Source organism: Duganella sp. AC237 (genome assembly GCF_979254035.1).
In genome coordinates, this window is sequence record NZ_CEEDEW010000003.1 from 3,310,863 (window position 1) to 3,327,917 (window position 17,055).

At 62.1% G+C, this 17,055-nt stretch carries 15 protein-coding genes and 1 tRNA gene; 7 read left to right on the forward strand and 9 right to left on the reverse strand.

Annotated elements, in window-relative coordinates:
• Positions 1 to 33: 33 nt before the first annotated feature.
• The gene (locus AC0IYS_RS14915) at positions 34 to 1,281 is read left to right on the forward strand and encodes a TIGR03862 family flavoprotein (protein ID WP_471705881.1); all 1,248 of its coding nucleotides are present in this window, start codon (positions 34 to 36) and stop codon (positions 1,279 to 1,281) included.
• Here AC0IYS_RS14915 and AC0IYS_RS14920 read toward each other — a convergent pair.
• From AC0IYS_RS14920 to AC0IYS_RS14945, 6 genes are all read right to left on the reverse strand, one after another.
• Positions 1,268 to 2,074 (reverse strand): head GIN domain-containing protein, encoded by an 807-nt coding sequence (locus AC0IYS_RS14920; protein WP_471705882.1) that lies wholly within the window; start codon positions 2,072 to 2,074, stop codon positions 1,268 to 1,270. The genes AC0IYS_RS14915 and AC0IYS_RS14920 overlap by 14 nt on opposite strands.
• A gap of 11 nt (positions 2,075 to 2,085) precedes the next feature.
• Entirely contained in the window at positions 2,086 to 2,889 is an 804-nt protein-coding gene (locus AC0IYS_RS14925; RefSeq protein WP_471705883.1) for a DUF1700 domain-containing protein, read from the reverse strand.
• A 129-nt stretch (positions 2,890 to 3,018) separates the two neighbouring features.
• Positions 3,019 to 4,422, reverse strand: coding sequence for a hydroxysqualene dehydroxylase HpnE (hpnE, locus tag AC0IYS_RS14930; RefSeq protein WP_471708875.1), 1,404 nt, complete (start codon positions 4,420 to 4,422; stop codon positions 3,019 to 3,021).
• A 10-nt stretch (positions 4,423 to 4,432) separates the two neighbouring features.
• Positions 4,433 to 5,266, reverse strand: coding sequence for a presqualene diphosphate synthase HpnD (gene hpnD, locus AC0IYS_RS14935; RefSeq protein WP_471705884.1), 834 nt, complete (start codon positions 5,264 to 5,266; stop codon positions 4,433 to 4,435).
• A gap of 155 nt (positions 5,267 to 5,421) precedes the next feature.
• A complete protein-coding gene (locus AC0IYS_RS14940; protein ID WP_229210457.1) occupies positions 5,422 to 5,649 on the reverse strand; it encodes a hypothetical protein in 228 nt (75 codons plus the stop codon).
• A 109-nt stretch (positions 5,650 to 5,758) separates the two neighbouring features.
• Positions 5,759 to 7,735 (reverse strand): glycoside hydrolase family 97 protein, encoded by a 1,977-nt coding sequence (locus AC0IYS_RS14945; RefSeq protein WP_471705885.1) that lies wholly within the window; start codon positions 7,733 to 7,735, stop codon positions 5,759 to 5,761.
• Between the two features lie 205 nt (positions 7,736 to 7,940).
• On the opposite strand from AC0IYS_RS14945, the gene AC0IYS_RS14950 reads away from it, so the two are divergent.
• Positions 7,941 to 8,264, forward strand: coding sequence for a hypothetical protein (locus AC0IYS_RS14950; protein ID WP_471705886.1), 324 nt, complete (start codon positions 7,941 to 7,943; stop codon positions 8,262 to 8,264).
• A gap of 142 nt (positions 8,265 to 8,406) precedes the next feature.
• Here the strand turns inward: AC0IYS_RS14950 and AC0IYS_RS14955 are convergent, their stop codons facing one another.
• The 3 genes from AC0IYS_RS14955 to hpnC all read right to left on the reverse strand — a co-directional run bounded on the left by AC0IYS_RS14955 (position 8,407) and on the right by hpnC (position 10,144).
• Positions 8,407 to 8,586 (reverse strand): hypothetical protein, encoded by a 180-nt coding sequence (locus AC0IYS_RS14955; RefSeq protein WP_471708965.1) that lies wholly within the window; start codon positions 8,584 to 8,586, stop codon positions 8,407 to 8,409.
• A gap of 140 nt (positions 8,587 to 8,726) precedes the next feature.
• Positions 8,727 to 9,218, reverse strand: coding sequence for a DUF1579 domain-containing protein (locus tag AC0IYS_RS14960; RefSeq protein WP_471705887.1), 492 nt, complete (start codon positions 9,216 to 9,218; stop codon positions 8,727 to 8,729).
• 83 nt (positions 9,219 to 9,301) lie between these two features.
• Entirely contained in the window at positions 9,302 to 10,144 is an 843-nt protein-coding gene (gene hpnC / locus AC0IYS_RS14965; RefSeq protein ID WP_471705888.1) for a squalene synthase HpnC, read from the reverse strand.
• Between the two features lie 155 nt (positions 10,145 to 10,299).
• On the opposite strand from hpnC, the gene AC0IYS_RS14970 reads away from it, so the two are divergent.
• The 5 genes from AC0IYS_RS14970 (at position 10,300) to clpP (ending at position 16,961) form a co-directional block, all read left to right on the forward strand.
• Positions 10,300 to 11,448, forward strand: coding sequence for an efflux RND transporter periplasmic adaptor subunit (locus AC0IYS_RS14970; RefSeq protein WP_471705889.1), 1,149 nt, complete (start codon positions 10,300 to 10,302; stop codon positions 11,446 to 11,448).
• Complete coding sequence (locus AC0IYS_RS14975) at positions 11,445 to 14,546, forward strand: efflux RND transporter permease subunit (RefSeq protein ID WP_471705890.1); 3,102 nt, start codon at positions 11,445 to 11,447, stop codon at positions 14,544 to 14,546. The genes AC0IYS_RS14970 and AC0IYS_RS14975 overlap by 4 nt, the downstream gene beginning before the upstream one ends.
• A gap of 231 nt (positions 14,547 to 14,777) precedes the next feature.
• A tRNA-Leu gene (locus AC0IYS_RS14980) sits at positions 14,778 to 14,864 on the forward strand.
• Positions 14,865 to 14,896: 32 nt separating this feature from the next.
• Complete coding sequence (gene tig / locus AC0IYS_RS14985; RefSeq protein WP_471705891.1) at positions 14,897 to 16,237, forward strand: trigger factor; 1,341 nt, start codon at positions 14,897 to 14,899, stop codon at positions 16,235 to 16,237.
• A gap of 97 nt (positions 16,238 to 16,334) precedes the next feature.
• Positions 16,335 to 16,961: an ATP-dependent Clp endopeptidase proteolytic subunit ClpP gene (clpP, locus tag AC0IYS_RS14990; protein WP_315219061.1), complete on the forward strand. Its 627-nt coding sequence runs from the start codon at positions 16,335 to 16,337 to the stop codon at positions 16,959 to 16,961.
• Positions 16,962 to 17,055 lie beyond the last annotated feature (94 nt).

Sequence of the window (17,055 nt, forward strand, 5' to 3'; positions counted from 1 at the left end):
TGTTCTTCATCTCGATCGTATCGGACCGAATGCATGCAGTCTAGTTTGACACCTTTTCGCGTCGCCGTCATCGGTGGCGGGCCCGCAGGGCTGATGGCCGCGCAAACGCTGGCGCAGGGCGGCGCGCAGGTGGACGTGTATGACGCGATGGCGTCGGTCGGCCGCAAGTTCCTGCTGGCCGGACGCGGAGGGATGAACATCACCCACGCGGAGCCGTATGCGGACTTCGTGCCGCGCTACGCCGGCGCCGCCGCCGCGTTGCGGCCGATGCTGGATGCCTTCGGCCCGCAGGCCGTGCGCGACTGGGTGCATGGCCTTGGGGTGGAGACGTTTGTCGGCACCTCCGGCCGGGTTTTTCCGACCGATATGAAGGCCGCGCCTTTGCTGCGCGCGTGGCTGCACCGGCTGCGCGAGGACGGCGTGAGGTTTCACATGCGTCACCGGTGGCTGGGCTGGCGCGATGGCGCCTTGCTGCTGCAGACGCCCGACGGCGAGTTGACGGTGAGCGCGGACGCGGTGGTGCTGGCGTTGGGTGGCGCCAGCTGGGCGCGACTGGGTTCGGACGGCGCCTGGGTGCAGCTGCTGGCGGGCCGCGGGGTCGACGTGGCGCCGCTGGCGCCGGCCAACTGCGGCTTCGATGTCGACTGGAGCGAGCATTTCAGCGGCCGTTTCGCCGGGGAGCCGCTGACCACTGTTGCGATCATCTCCAAAGGCGCGGATGGCGTGCAATTCCGCAAGCAGGGACAGTTCGTCGTGACTGCCGGTGGCGTCGAGGGGAGTTTGATTTATGCGTTGTCGGCGGCTTTGCGCGAGCAGATCGTCGCCGATGGCAGCGCGACGATCTATCTGGATTTGCTGCCGGATTTGTCGGCGGAGCGGGTTGCCGATGAAGTCACGCGGCCGCGTGGCGCGCGGTCGCTGGCCAGTCATCTGCAAAGCCGGTTGGGGATCAAGGGCGTTAAGGCGGGGCTGCTGCGCGAATGTTTAAGCAAGGACGAATACGGTGATCCGGATATGCTGGCGCAGGCGATCAAGATGCTGCCGGTGCGGCTGGTGCGGCCACGCCCGATCGACGAGGCGATCAGCAGCGCCGGCGGGGTGCGTTGGGATGCGCTGGAGGGCACGATGTTGAAGGCCGCGCCCGGAGTGTTCGTGGCCGGCGAGATGATCGATTGGGAGGCGCCGACAGGTGGGTATTTGCTGACGGCGTGTCTGGCGAGCGGGCTCGCCGCCGGACGCGATGCCCTGGCCTGGAAAACCGTTCGTTCTATTCCCAGCTGACGTCACCCGAACCGCTGCGGTTCACATTGCGCTGATCCGGATTGCCCAGCACCCGGATGTCGCCGCTGCCGCGCAAGGTCAAATCCGCCGACTGCTTGGCGAAGACATGGCTGGTGCCCGAACCCTTCAAGTCCACCGTCACTGTGTCCGCCGCCAGATGGCGCGCATCCAGGTCGCCGGAGCCGGTCAACTGCGCGTCCAGCGTCTTGCAGCTGCCCGACGACTTGATCTCGCCCGAACCGACCAACTCCAGCTCCACATGCTCGCTGCTGCCGGCGTTCAGATGCAGGTTGCCGCTGCCATGCGCGCCGGCGACCAGATTGCGATAGCGCCCCGAAAAGTTCACGTTGCCCGACCCGTGCAGCCGCAGCTCCAGCCTGTCGCCGCTGAATCCGGACACCTTGGTGTCGCCGCTGCTGCGCACCGTCAGCTCCTCCAGCATCGGCAGCACCAGCTCCACCTGCAAGCGGTGTTTTGGATTGAGCAGCATGCCCTTGGTGCCGATGTGCAGATCGCGCCCGTCCTGGATGGTTTCGATATTGGCCAGCGAGCGCTGTTCGCCGCGCACCTTCATCGATGCCGTCGGCCCCTGGGTCAGTATCAGGTCGATCGGCCCCTCCAACACCACGGTCACCGCCATCGCGTCGACCTTGCGGGTTTCGCCGCTCAAGGTGCGGCCCGCCACGCTGGTCGGACTGGTGGTGCCGTAGGCCTTGAGCATGCTGTAGGTCACGCCGATCAGCAAGAACGACAGCAGCAACAGCCCGATTCCGATTTTGAGTAATGCACGCATTTGATTCCTCCCTAGCGTCCGCGCAGCAGCGACATGTTCATCGCCGCATACCGTCGCAAGCCGATCACGGTGTAGCGCGTCAGCACGATGCTGATCAAACACAGTCCGATGCCAGCCAGGATCAAGCCGAAACCGATGAAAGTCTGCGTGGTGCGGGCGCCGCTGTCGAAATCGGTGGTGATGTGGACGTCGCCCGAGGCCACCGCCTCGGCGCGGTCGAACAGGCGGCTGGCGCGGCTGGTTCCCTGCACGGTCTCGGCGCCGGCTTCGTCGTCGCCGTCCGGCGCTTTGCTGACCTGGATGCCCATGTCGTTGATGGCGATGCGCCAGCTCTTGGCCTCGGCTTCCTCTTCCTTGGTGTCGAAACGGGAATGGGTCAGGGCCATGACGTGGTGCAGCGGACCTTCAAGCGACAGTTCGTTCTGGCCCGACAGGCCGCTGGCCGTCACCGCCACGCCGCCGATGTAGAACGCGAAGGCCGACACATAGACGGCCAGCAACATCGCGGCGTACACCATTGCCGGAATGACCATGAACAGGTTGAAAATCGCCAGGCCGACAAACGACACCAGCATGCGGACCAGGTTGGTCGGCGTTTTCTTTTGCTGAAAAGAATTTAAGTGGGCCGAGGCGCGCAGGGTCATCGCGATCTTGCGCGGCTCGTCGAGCTCCTTGTAGACCTCGGCTTCGCTTCTGCCGGCCACCAGGCCGTCGATAAAGCGCTGCTCGTAATAGGCCAGGGTCTTGGCCACCGTCTCCGGTGGCAAGCCCTGCATCGCCTGCTTGAGCGCATCGAGGTATTGCTGCTTGCTCATGATGTGTTCCAATAACGTCTTTGTCGATGGTGCAACTGTACGCAGATCGCCGTCCCCATGCCAACGCCATGTGACAGGCTGCACAAATAGCGGGGCAGGCGACGGAAACCGGGCACCGGACGGGAAGGCTTAGGTGACGCCCTTCAAATGGGCCGCCGCCGCGACGCCGCTGCGCACCGCCGATTCCAGGGTGGCCGGGTAGTCGCCGGCCGTGTAATCGCCCGCCAGCGCCAGCCCCGGCAGGCCGCTGGCATTGCGTGGACGCACCAGACCAGGCGAACTGGCGTAGGTGGCGCGCTTTTCGGTGATGACTTTGAACCAGCTCGGCCGGCCCAGTTCGGGCCGTTGGAACGCCGCCGCCAGCTGCACCGCGACCGCTTCGGCCAGCAAATCCTGCGCCTGCGCGGCCACGCCGGCCGAGGCGCTGATGACCACCGCCAGCAGCCCGGCCTGGCTGGCGTCGAGCTGGCCACGGTCGAACACGAACTGGCCCCACTGGTAATTGTGCGGGTCTTCCAGCAGCGCGAAGAACGGCAGCGCCAGCCGGGTGGCGGCGTCGTATTGCAAGTACACGGTGGTGATGGCTTCGGACTCGAACGCCGTCAACTGGGCGCACACCCCCGTGGTGTCGCAGTCGGGCACGGCATGCAGCAGCGCGGCGGCCTGGGCGGCGCCGGTGGCCAGCACCACGCCGTTGAAATAGGTGCTCCAGGTGCCGCCGACGGCCGCGCCGCTGACGTCGACCTGCCACAGCCGGCCTTCGATCGAACGCAGCGCCTGCACCTTGGCGCCGGTGCGCACGGCACCGCCATGCGCGCGCAGGAAGGCCGAGGCCGCATCCGGGAACAGCGCCGACAGGTCCGCGCGCGGCAGCAGCATGTCCGAGGCGTGGCGTTTGGCGCCCAGGCTGTCGCGCAGCACGTTCAGGAAGATCTGCGCGGAGGCGCGCTCTGGCGGCGTGTTCAGCGCCGCCAGGCACAGCGGGCGCCACATCAGCTGGATCAGGCGCGGGGTCTGGTCGAAACGCTCCAGCAGCTCGCTGACGCTGCAGTCGGTATTGAGCTGCCAGCGCATCCAGCGCGCCGTGCTCGAGAAGCGCGCCAGGCTCATTTTGTCGGCGCGGTCCAGGCCTTTGCTGCGCAGCAGCGCGATCGCCAAGTGCAGCGGGGCGGGCAGGCGCGGCGCGACGAAGTCCATGCCCCCGCCGCCGGGCGGATAGCGCATTTGCAGCGGCAACGTCAGCAGGGTTTGGTCGCGGTCGACGCCGACCAGCTTCATCAGGCGCAAGGTCTCGCTGTAGGCGCCGAGCAGGATGTGCTGGCCGTTGTCGAGCAGCTTACCGTCCGTTTCGACGCGGCGCGCGCGCCCGCCGAGCGTGCGCGCCGCCTCGAACAGGGTGACCTTGAAGCCGGCCCGCGCCAGCTCGACGGCGGCGGCGCAACCGGCCCAGCCGCTGCCTATGACGGCAACCGAGCGCACATTGGACGGTTCGGCCTTCGCGGCCGAGCGTTTTTCTCCCGGCGACCCGGTCACGGCGTCGTCGTTAACCACGAATATAGGTCTTCCAGGCGAGCCACAGTTTGCGGATGGGCGTGAGCGAAATGCGCTGGGTGAGCACGTGGTAGCCGTCGTCCCGCACCTCGGTCAGCAGGGTGCGGTAGATGGCGGCCATCATCAGGCCGGGACGCTGGGCGCGCCGGTCTTCCTTCGGCAGCAGCGCGAAGGCGTCGTCATAGGCCTGCTGGGCGCGTGCGACCTGGAAGGCCATCAGCTTTTCGAAGTTCTCGCTGTGGCGGGCGTTGAGCAGGTCGGCGGCGGTCACGTTGAACTGCTGCAGCTCGTTGATCGGCAGATAGATGCGGCCCTTGCGCGCGTCCTCGCCGACGTCGCGGATGATGTTGGTCAGCTGGAAGGCGTGGCCCAGTTTTTCCGCGTACTTCAGCGTCTCTGGCCGGGTTGCCCCAAAGATGCTGGCCGACAAGATGCCGACCACCGAGGCCACGTGCCAGCAATACGTCGTCAGGGCCGGATAGTCGAGATAGCGTGTCTGGTTGAGGTCCATCTCCATGCCGTCGATGATGGCTTGCAGATGCTGCTGTTCCAGGTTGTAGATCGCCAGGTGGGGGTGCAGCGCCTGCGTGACGGGATGGCTTTGCTTGCCCTCGTACATGTTGGCGATTTCCTTGCGCCACCACGCCAGCTTGATGCGGGCCACCGATTCGTCGGTGCATTCGTCGACGGTGTCGTCGACCTCGCGGCAAAAGGCATACAGGGCGGTGATGGCTCGGCGACGTTCCGGCGGCAGGAACAGAAAACTATAATAAAAACTGGAGCCGCTCTGGGCGGTCTTTTGCTGGCAGTAGTCGTCGGGGGACATGAATAAAAAAGCAAGGAATGACTATCGAAGCCGCTATTCTATAGTGTTAGGCACGCGAATGGGGGCTGGGTACCAGTCGCCATTTCCTTATTTGGCGGGAGGGGCAGGACGAGACGGATCTGAGAAAGCTCGGCCGTGGCACAACGTGGTCGAGCTTAAAGGCCCGCCGGCATCCGGTTGGCGCGGCGTCGGCCCGGCGGATCGGACAGCACGCGGACAATAACGTTGACCGGGATCGCCCGGCGCACCAGGAATTCCGACGCGAACGCCTTGCCGTGGCTTTGCTGCAAGCGAACGCCCAGTTCCACAATCTTGGATGTTTCAGTATCCGGGCGCTGCGACTGGCCCATCGCCATGCCGAAGTAGGAATTATGTGACAACATGATGACACCTCGTAGTTTTTTCCGAACATACCACGAGATGCCATTATTGTGCAGTGGCAACGATCTAATTGCGCGCGGCTTGCAGCTTACTGTTGAGTTAGGCCCGGCCTCATGGCTTGATGACGGCCACGGCGCCACCCGACGGGGCCAGCTTCAGCGTCAAGCTTGTGCTCGCGGACACTTTGCTGTCGCTCGTCTTCAGGCGGGTCGGATCTGCGCCGTCCTGCAGCACCTGCGCGTTGAATGCGCCTTTGCCCAGGAACGACAGCGGCACCTTCAACGTACGGCCCGCCTCGTTGGTCATGGCGCCGATGTACCAGGTGTCGCCCTTGCGCCGTGCCGAGACGATGTACTGGCCGATGTCGCCGGACAGGATGCGGGTCTCGTCCCATGACGTCGGCACCGTCTGGATGAACTCCGCGCCATCTGCGTTGGCGTAGGCGGCCGGGGCGTCCGACACCATCTGGAACGGGCTGTCATAAACCACGTACATGGCGACGGCCTGGCCGCGCGTGGTCATCACCATCGGCTCGTGGTTGCGGTGCTTGAAGTTGGCCGGCGTGGTGTTGCGGAAGCCGCCTGGCGTGTAATCCATCGGCCCCAGGATCATGCGGGTGAACGGTAAGGTGACGTTGTGGCCCGCCGTGATGCGCGCGCTCCACTTGTTGTTCTCGGCGCCCAGCACGCCTTCTTGCGTGATGTAGTTCGGCCAGGTGCGGTTCAGGCCGGTCGGAGGATAGGCGCCGTGCAGGTTGACCATCAGGTGGTGCTTGGCGGCCTTTTCCAGCACTTTGTGATACCAGTCGACCATTTCCTGGTCGTTGCGGTTCATGAAGTCCACCTTGACGCCCTTGATGCCCCAGGCTTCATACTGCTTGAAGGCCGCGTCCATCTGGTTGTCGAGTTGCTGCCATTGCAGCCACAGCCACACGCCCACGCCTTGCGACTTCGCGTACTGGAGCAGGGCGGGCATGTCCATTTCCGGCTTGCCGCGCGTGACGTCGGCGTCCGCGTTCGGTTCGATATCGCTGCCCACCGACCATCCCTCGTCGATCAGGATATCGTCCAGCTTCATGCGCTTCGAAAAGTCGATGAATGCCTTGTAGGTGGCGGTGTTGACGCCCGCGTTCGGCACGTCGACGGCCCAGTCGTTCCACCAGTCCCACGACGTTTTGGCCGGCTTGATCCAGCTGGTGTCCTGGATTTGCGACGGCGCGGCCAAGGTGGGAATCAGCGACGAGGCGGCCAGGTCGCCCGGCGCGTCGGCCAGCATCACCACGCGCCACGGCGTCTGGAAGCCCTGGCCCTTCAACTGCACGCTGGCGGAGATGGTTTTGCGGGAGCGGAAGTTGCGGTCGTTGTCGAAGCGCGGCGGCAGCGTCACCGCCACGCCCAGGCCGGCGTCGCCGCGTCCGGACAGGAAGAAGCCGGGATAGTCCTTGACGTCCGACTCGGCGATCGCGAAGGTGGTCTGGCCGGCGCCCGTCTTGCAGACTAGCGGCGAGATGTAGTGGTGGAAGTTGCGCAGTTTGGACGCCTTGGTCTGGTCGTACTCGGCCTCGAAGCTGGTATCGAAGCGGCCCATGTTGGCGCCCCAGCAATCGTAGTCCTTGGCGAAGTTGAACTGCGTGCTCTCGCTTTTCACCTTGACCGCCTTCAGGCCGGGTTGTTCGGGCAAGGTGTAGCGGAAGGCGACGCCGTCGTCGTAAGCCCGCACCAACAGGTGGAAGTTGAACGGTTTGTCGGCGGCAGCGAACGCCAGGTCGGCGTGGGTATAGCGGTCGGGCGCGCTGCGCGCCTTGCCGACCACGATGTCATACGTCTCGTTGACGTTGCCGCCGGTGCGGCCGGTCAGCTTGGCGCCGGGGCCGATGGTGCCCATGTCCAGGTTGAGCCCGAGCGGCGAAGGCTCGATGATGACCTTGCCGTTGCGGCTGACCGAATAGGTCAGTTTATCGCTGTCGATGGTCACCACGTTGCTGCCGGCGGGTGACTTGACGGTGATGGTTTCGGCGTTGGCGCTCGCCACGGCGGCAACAACGGCGGTCATCGCGATGAATGTGGCCGCGCGGACGTGATCTGTCATGTTGGGGGTCTCCGATTTTTATGATGGATGGTCTAATTGCCTCTCATTCTCCAAGAAACTTGCCACTACGGCAATTGCGAATTTCACCAAGCGACGGCATGGAAAACCGCAAATGTCGGACATGGCTTGCTGTTTGGCGATTGGGCTGCGACGCGTGGTCGACGAAATTCGATAAAATGCTGCTTTATCCTTACTAGATGAAGTCATGCCAGACATTAAAGAATCCGATTGGAGACATGTGCGGGATCTGAAGCCGGTTCTGCTGGATCGTTATTGCAGGCGGATACTGTCAGAATTTGAAAAGATAGCCTCCAAGCACGACGAGCCGGCGCACCCGCGCTACCTTGCCTTGTTCAAATTAGTGGACGAGCGCGACCGCGAGCTCGGCGACATGTTTAACGATTTAAAACGCTCAAACGCCATTTTCAAGATCTTATTTTTGCGACAGAATGGCGTGTTTACTGAGGCGGAATTTGCGGGCTTCAGCGAAGAGACCCAGAGTCGGATTACGCTTCTGCAAGGCGACTAACCAGCGGGGCCGGGGCCGACATTCATTCGGACATTCACTGTGGGCGGCGGAACTTTTTTGCGCGCGAAAGTTCGTAAATGTCCGAATGTCGGGCCTGACCCCTCGGGGGGGCGTTGATCCTGCGGTTTGCGGCCGGTAGTATTTATGAAGACGCACGCAGAAATTTTCCGGCCTTTGCTTCCAGTAACTTGATTAGCTCAGGCTGCATGTATTCGTAGTCGTCTGGAATATCCAGCCAGCCAGCGAATATTTGTTCAGCGGTAGGGCTGCGCAAGCGATTCTGGCTGCATATAAATAGTGCTTTTTTCATTTTTGCGTTCATGTTCGAGTGCCGCGAATCAGGACCATGTCCAGCGTTAGTCGAGCTCATGTCCGAATGACAGACTTGACCCCGCAGCGAGTTTGGTAAACCTTCGAGAATGGCGTTGTGAAAATTCGATGTGTGGACATCGCTGTTCTCCTCTACGTGCCGATCCTGAAGAATTCCATCTTCCAATTGGTTTCCCAGGTGCGTCCGGCGTCGTTCGAAAATGCTTGTTCCCAGCGCGGATTTTCGCCCGGCGTCGCGGTCCAGGTAAAACGGACCTTGATCGCTTTCCCGTCCAGCATATCGTCGGCGAAGAATAAGCCGATGTGCTTGTCGAACTTGCCCACAACCGGCGTGTCGAGTTGCGTGGGATTGCGGCCGTCCAGCCACCAGATCGACCACTGCCCGGATTTGCGGCAATACGAACGCATCGCCACCGCGCGTACCGAGCCTTGGGGGAAGTGCAGGATGTTGTCTTCCAGATTGCCGAAGCCGCCAAGTATCTTGCTCGTCGAGGACAAGCCTTCAAAATCCGTCCATTCGGCGCAGTCGCACAAGCGCACATTGAGACGGTGGTGTTCGACGCGCCAATCGCCGATGATGAAATCGAAATCGGCGGGCGCATCGGAATCTGGCGGCAGAGGCATCTTGCTGGCTTTCTCAACTTTTGGTCAAGACGCAGTATAGAAGCACCGTTATCCTTCTGGCAAGCCCGCGCGGGCGGCGGTTTTTACGCCGCGCTCAGTACTCGCTTCAGTTGCCTTTTCATGCGCACCGACGCCCAGAACACGCTCAGCCAATCCCGCTTGGTCAGCTTTGGACGATGCAGGAAGACATCGTATTCCGCCTGTTCAATGGCATCCAGAATGCGCAGGCCGCCTTGCACCATCATCCGCAGCTCGAAGCCGATCCGCCCCTTCAGCCGCAGCGCCAGCGGCGCGCCGCTCAGCATCAGGGCGCGCGCGCGCTCGACCTCGAACTTCATCATCGAGCGCCAGCGGGGGCGGGCGCTGGCCTGGTCCAGCGCTCCGGGCAGGATGGCGTAGCGGTTCAGGTCCTCCAGCGGTATATAAATACGCTCCTTTTGCAGGTCGATCGCCACGTCCTGCAGGAAGTTGATCAGTTGCAGCGCGCTGCAGATCGCGTCCGAGTCGCGCAGGTTTTGTTCGTCGGCCGCGCCATATAAATGCAGCATCAGGTGGCCAACGGGATTCGCCGAGCGCGAGCAATAGTCCAGCACCGCCTCATAGGTCTGGTAGCGGCTGACCACTACATCCTGCTTGAAGGCCGACAGCAAAGCGTACATCGGCTTGAGCGGCAGTTCGTACTCGCGCACCACCTGCGCCAGCCGTTCGAACATCGGCGCGTGGCCGCTGTCGCCGGCGGCGATGCGGTCGAGCGCGGCTTCGTAGGCGCTCAGCGCGGCCAGCCGCTGCTCCGGCGTGGCGTCGCCCTCGTCGGCGAGATCGTCGGCGCTACGGGCGAAGGCGTAGATCGCTTCCACCGCCGGACGTAGACGACTTGGTAACAAAATGGAAGCAACAGGGAAATTCTCGTAGTGATCGACAGACATAAACACCCAGCCTAAAGCAATATTTTAGATTAATGACGCAAAAGTCATTTGCAAACGGATTTGCTCGGCTTATAATTAATTAACGGAAAGTCATTTATTTCCAACCCGTAATAGTAGTGCCAACTACCCTCCAGAGCAAGAAAAAGGAAAGTACTGTGGTCGCCCCAAAAATCCCGCGTCAGATTTCCCCTCTTTTAATGGCGTTGCTGATGGCCGCCACCGTGGCCGCCTGCTCCAAGCCGCCCGAGAAAACCGAGGACATCCGTCCGGTGCGGGCCATCGTGCTCACTAGCAGCGACGTCGATGTCAACGCCGAGTTCTCCGGCGAGGTCCGGGCCCGCGTGGAATCGCGCCTGGGCTTCCGGGTCGCCGGCAAGATCGTCAGTCGCAAGGTCGATGTCGGCACCCTGGTCAAGAAAGGCCAGGTGCTGATGCAGCTCGATCCGCAGGATTTGCAATTATCGCAGGCGCAGTCGCTGGCGGCGCTGCGCTCGGCTGAAACCAGCCGCGACCTGGCCAAGGCCGAGTTGAAGCGGTATCAGGAGCTGCGCACCAAGAACTTCGTCAGCCAGGCTGTGCTCGACGAGAAGGAGTCCACCTTCAAGTCGGCGCAGTCCAATGTCGAGGCGTCCCAGGCGGCTTATCGCGGGCAATCGAACCAGGCTGGCTACTCGTCGCTGGTGTCGGATGTCGATGGCGTCGTGACGGCGGTGTCGGCCGAGGCGGGGCAGGTGGTCCAGCCCGGCACCGAGGTGGTGCGGGTGGCCAAGTCCGGCGACAAGGAAATCGTCATCGGCTTGCCGGAGGATAAAGTCGATTCGCTGCGTAAGATTTCGGACGTGCATGTGCGGCTGTGGGCCGATCCGACCAAATCGGTGGTCGGCAAGATCCGCGAGATTTCGCCGGTGGCCGATCCGGCCACCCGCACCTACACGGCCAAGGTGACCATTCCGGACAGCCTGGCCGAAGCCAAACTGGGCATGACGGCCGTCGTTCAGTTCGCGTCGAAAACGGCGACGCCTCAGATCAAGGTGCCGCTGACGGCCTTGTTCAACGAGAAATCGGTGACGTCGGTGTGGGTGGTGGAGGGCGGCGTCGCCAAGCTGGTGCCGGTCACGGTCACCGGCGCGGCCGGCAACGACTTGATCATCGGCAGCGGGGTCAAGCCGGGCCAGACCATCGTCACGGCGGGCGTGCATCTGCTCAAGCCGGGCCAGAAGGTCAAGATCCTCGGTAACGATGTGCCGGTGGCGGCACCGGCACCCGCCGCTCCTGCCGCGCCCGCAGCCGGGGCCGCCAAATGAAGGGCTTCAACCTCTCACGCTGGGCGCTCGAACATATTCCGCTGACCCGCTACCTGATCGCGGTCTTGCTCATTGGCGGCGCCCTCAGTTATAGCAACCTGGGCCAGGATGAGGACCCGCCGTTCACCTTCCGGGCGATGGTGGTGCGCGCCAACTGGCCGGGCGCGACTGCATTGCAGGTGGCCGAACAGGTCACCGACAAGCTGGAAAAGAAGTTGCAGGAAACGCCAGGCATCGATGAGATCAGCAGCTATTCGAAGCCGGGCGAGACCCTGATCATTCTTAAACTGCTCGAATCGACGCCGCCGAAAGAGGTCGCGCAATCCTGGTACCAGGTGCGCAAGAAGATCGGCGACATGCGCGGCACCTTGCCGCCCGGCGTGCAGGGGCCGTTCTTCAACGATGAGTTCGGCGATACCTACGGGTCGATCTTCGCGCTGTCCGGCGACGGTTTCACCTATGCCGAGATGAAGGACTACGCCGATTTCGTGCGGCAGCAATTGCTGGGCGTGAAGATGGTGTCCAAGGTCGAGTTGTTCGGCGTGCAGGACGAGAAGATCAACATCGAGTTCTCGCACAAGAAGTTTTCCCAGCTGGGCATCCCGATCGAGACCATCGCCAACCAGATCGCCACGCAAAACAGCGTCGAGTCGACCGGCGTGCTGGTCACGCCGACCGACAACCTGCAGGTGCGCGTGACCGGGGCATTGAAAACGGTCAAGGATCTGGAAGAACTGGAACTGCGCGCCAACGGCACCACGTTCCGCCTGGGCGACTTCGCCACCATCAAGCGCCAGTACCAGGACCCGCCGGGCGACAAGATGCGCTTCAACGGCAAGGAAGTGATCGGCTTGGGCGTGTCGATGGAGAAGGGCGGCAATATCATCGAACTCGGCAAGCACATGGAGAAGACCGTGGCCGAGATGAAGGCCAAGCTACCGGTCGGTATCGAGCTCGAGCGCGTCTCCGACCAGCCCGAGGCGGTCAAGGCGTCCGTGGGTGAGTTCGTCCATACGCTGATCGAGGCCGTGCTGATCGTGCTGGCCGTCAGTTTTGTCGCGCTCGGCCTGCACACCAAGCCGTTCCGGCTGGACGTCCGTCCGGGTCTGGTGGTGGCGCTGAGCATCCCGCTGGTGCTGGCCGTGACCTTCCTGTTCATGCGCGTGCTCGACATCGACCTGCACAAGATTTCGCTGGGCGCGCTGATCATCGCGCTGGGCCTGCTGGTGGACGACGCCATCATCGCCGTCGAAATGATGGTGCGCAAGATGGAGGAGGGCATGTCGCGCTTCGACGCGGCCACCTTCGCCTACACCTCGACCGCTATTCCGATGCTGACCGGCACCCTGATCACCGTCGCCGGCTTCCTGCCGATCGGCCTGGCCAAGTCGGCCGCCGGCGAGTACACGTTCTCGCTGTTCTCGGTCAACGCGTTGGCGTTGATCATTTCATGGGTGGTGGCCGTGACGTTCACGCCTTACCTCGGCTTCATCTTGCTGAAGGTCAAGCCGCATGCGGACGGCGCCAGCGAGCACGACCTGTTCGACACGCCCGGTTTCCGCCGCTTCCGCGCGGTGGTCAACTGGTGCGTGGAGTTCCGCAAGACCACCATCGTGCTGTCGCTGGCGGTGTTCGCGCTGGGGGTGTATGGCTTCAACTTTATCGAAAAGCAGTTCTTCCCGGATTCCAGCCGCCCCGAATTGATGGTCGAGATGTGGAGCCCGGAGGGTACGACCTTTGCCGCCAACGAAGCGCAGGTGAAAAAATTCGAGGCCTTCATTCGCAAGCAGCCCGGCGTGGTCAGCGTGACCAGCTATGTCGGCACCGGCAGCCCGCGCTTCTATTTGCCGCTGGACCAGATTTTCCCGCAGACCAACGTCTCGCAGATTGTCGTGTTGCCGAAGGATTTGAAGGCCCGCGCCGAGTTGCGCCAGAAGATCGTCGATGTGTTCAAGGTCGATTTCCCCGAGGTGCGCGGCAGGGTCAAGCTGCTGCCGAACGGACCGCCGGTGCCGTATCCGGTGCAGTTCCGCGTGACGGGCACGGAAGTGGCGAAAGTGCGCGCCATCGCCGACCAGGTCAAGGACATCATGCGTGACAATCCGAACACCCTGGGCGTCAATGACAACTGGAACGAATCGATCAAGGTGCTGCGTTTGGACCTGGATCAGGACAAGATGCGTGCCGTTGGCGTCACATCGCAAACCGTCATGCGCGCTGCCAACACGATTCTGTCCGGAACCACCGTCGGGCAGTTCCGCGAGGACATCAAGCTGGTCGATATCCAGATCCGCCAGCCCATCGACGAGCGCAACACGATCTCGATCCTGAACGACACGAATATCCCGACCGCGAGCGGCAAGTTCGTGACGATCAGCCAGCTTGCGCGGGCACACTTCGTGTGGGAACCGGGCGTGGTGTGGCGGGAAGGGCGCGAATGGGCGATCACCGTGCAGGCCGACGTCGGGGACCATATTCAGGGGCCGACCGTGTCCGGCCAGATCGATCCGAAGCTCAAGGCACTGCGCGACGCGCTGCCGGCCGGCTACAAGATCACCGTCAAGGGGGCGGCGGCAGACAGCGGCTCTGCCGAGGCGTCGATCGCGGCCAACCTGCCGCTGGCGATCTTTATCATCTTCACCTTGCTGATGTTGCAGCTGCACAGCTTCTCGCGGGCGCTGCTGGTGTTCCTGACCGGCCCGCTGGGCGTGGCAGGGGCAGCGATGGCGTTACTGTTGCTGGGGCGTCCGCTGGGCTTTGTCGCCAACCTGGGCATCATCGCGCTGTTCGGCATGATCATCCGCAACTCGGTGATCCTGGTCGACCAGATCGAGCAGGACATCAAGGCCGGCCACGATCCGTGGACGGCGATCGTCGAATCGGCGGTGCGTCGTTGCCGTCCGATTATCCTGACGGCGGCCGCGGCGGCGCTGGCGATGATCCCGCTGTCGCGCTCGGTGTTCTGGGGGCCGATGGCGGTGGCGATCATGGGCGGCCTGATCGTGGCGACCGCGCTGACCTTATTGTTCCTGCCGGCGCTGTATGCGGCGTGGTTCAGGGTGAAAAAGCCGACCGGCGACGCTGTTAAAACCCATTAACAGCGGGGTCGTACCCCAGGGGTACGACCCCAAAACCGGCCGGTTTGCGGGTTAAATAGGCAAAAATGGACGAAAAACAGCCGAATGCCGGGGTTAGTTTAAAAATCACCACATTTCGCTAAAAAACCCGTTAGAATACCGCGTTGAAGTTGAAAGCTCCCACGGAGAATAGTGGGGCCGGGGCGACCGTTTTCACTTACGAGTCGCCCTTTGCTTTTGTGCAAACATGCCGCGAGGATGGCGAAATTGGTAGACGCACCAGGTTTAGGTCCTGACGCCAGCAATGGTGTGGGGGTTCGAGTCCCCCTCCTCGCACCAACTGTATCACTATTTTTTTGGACGATTTTTACATGGCAACTGCAGTCGAAACCTTGGGCAAACTCGAACGTCGTATCACGATCTCCTTCCCGCTGACCGAAGTCCGCAGCGAAGTTGAGAAGCGCCTGAAAGTGCAAGCCAAAACGGCTAAGGCACCAGGCTTCCGTCCGGGTAAAGTTCCTCTGAAAATGGTCGCAGCACAGTACGGTTATCAGATCGAGACCGAAGTGTTGAACGACAAAGTTGGCCGCGCTTTCAACGACGCCGCAAACGAAGCCCAGCTGCGCGTAGCTGGCTACCCGAACATCCAGCCTAAGGAAGACTCGCCAGAAGGCGTGCTGACCTTCGACGCGACGTTCGAAGTCTACCCGGAAGTCGTCGTTGGCGACCTGACCACGGTGGAAATCGAAACCGTCAAGGCCGACGTCTCCGAAGCCGAGATCGACAAGACCATTGAAATCCTGCGCAAACAGCGCGTGCACTTCCACACCAAGGGCGAAGCCGGCGAACACGGCGACGGCGGCGACCCGGTCGCAGCCAACGGCGACCGCGTGACCGTCGACTTCGTCGGCTCGATCGACGGCGTTGAGTTCCCAGGCGGCAAAGCTGAAGACTATCCGTTCGTGCTGGGCGAAGGCCGCATGCTGCCGGAATTCGAAGCCGCGACCGTCGGCCTGAAGGTTGGCGAAGCCAAGACCTTCCCACTGGCTTTCCCAGAGGACTACCATGGTAAAGACGTCGCCGGCAAAACCGCGTCGTTCACCATCACCCTGAAAAAGCTGGAATGGGCGCACCTGCCGGAAGTCGATGCCGAATTCGCCAAGTCGCTGGGCGTGGCCGATGGCGACGTCGCCAAAATGCGCGAAGATATCAAAGTGAACCTGGAACGCGAAGTCGCCGGCCGTGTCAAAGCCCGCAACAAGGAAGCCGTCATGGATGCGCTGGTGAAAACCGCCACCCTGGACGTGCCGCAGTCGCTGATCGCCCAAGACAGCGAGCGCCTGGCCGAAATGACCCGCCAGGACATGGAACAGCGCGGCATGAACGTCAAGGACGTTCCATTCCCGCAAGAACTGTTCGCGGAAAAAGCCGAGCGTCGCGTACGCCTGGGCCTGATCCTGTCGCAACTGGTCGGCGAGAACAAGCTGCAAGCCCAGCCTGAGCAGGTCAAAGCGCAAGTCGAAGACTTCGCCCAGAGCTACGAAGACCCGCGCGAAGTGCTGAAGTACTACTACAGCGACCGTCGCCGTCTGGCCGAGGTGGAAGCTCTTGTATTGGAAGAAAACGTCGTCAACTACGTCCTGGGCCTGTCGAAGACTTCGTCCAAGGTTGTGGCCTTTGACGAACTGATGGGAAGCAACGCTCAAGCGTAATTCAGCACGGCCGAAGTGTTAATGGTGCTGACAAGTTTGCTGTAACGATTTGTAGTAGTATTGTCACTCCGGCCTAGCTGCTTCACAAGGAAATAGAATGACTGGTTTTAACCGTAATCCGGCGCTGGACACTGAAATGCTCGGCCTGGTGCCGATGGTGGTCGAACAAAGCGGTCGCGGCGAGCGTTCGTACGATATTTACTCGCGCCTGCTCAAGGAACGCATCATCTTCATGGTCGGTCCCGTCAACGACCAGATGGCGAACCTGGTGGTCGCCCAGCTGTTGTTCCTGGAAAGCGAAAATCCGGACAAGGATATCTCGCTGTACATCAATTCTCCCGGTGGTTCGGTCTCGGCCGGTCTGGCGATCTTCGATACGATGCAGTTCATCAAGCCTGACGTGTCGACACTGTGCACCGGCATGGCCGCCTCGATGGGCGCCTTCCTGCTGGCCGCCGGCGCCAAGGGCAAGCGCTTCTCGCTGCCGAACTCGCGCATCATGATTCACCAGCCGTCGGGCGGCTCGCAAGGCATGGCGTCGGACATCGAGATCCAGGCCAAGGAAATCTTGTATCTGCGCCATCGCTTGAACGCCATCATGGCCGAACGCACCGGCCAAACCGTCGAGCAGATCGCCAAAGACACCGATCGTGACCGTTTCATGTCCGCGGAAGAGGCTGTAGAGTACGGATTGATCGACAAAATGTTGTCCAACCGGGCTTGATGCTTTCATTGCAGCATTGCTGCGCAGCATAGCTGAGTAACGCCCGGGCGATCAATCGTTCGGGCGTTTCGTTTTTATTTCGGGTAGCATGTCG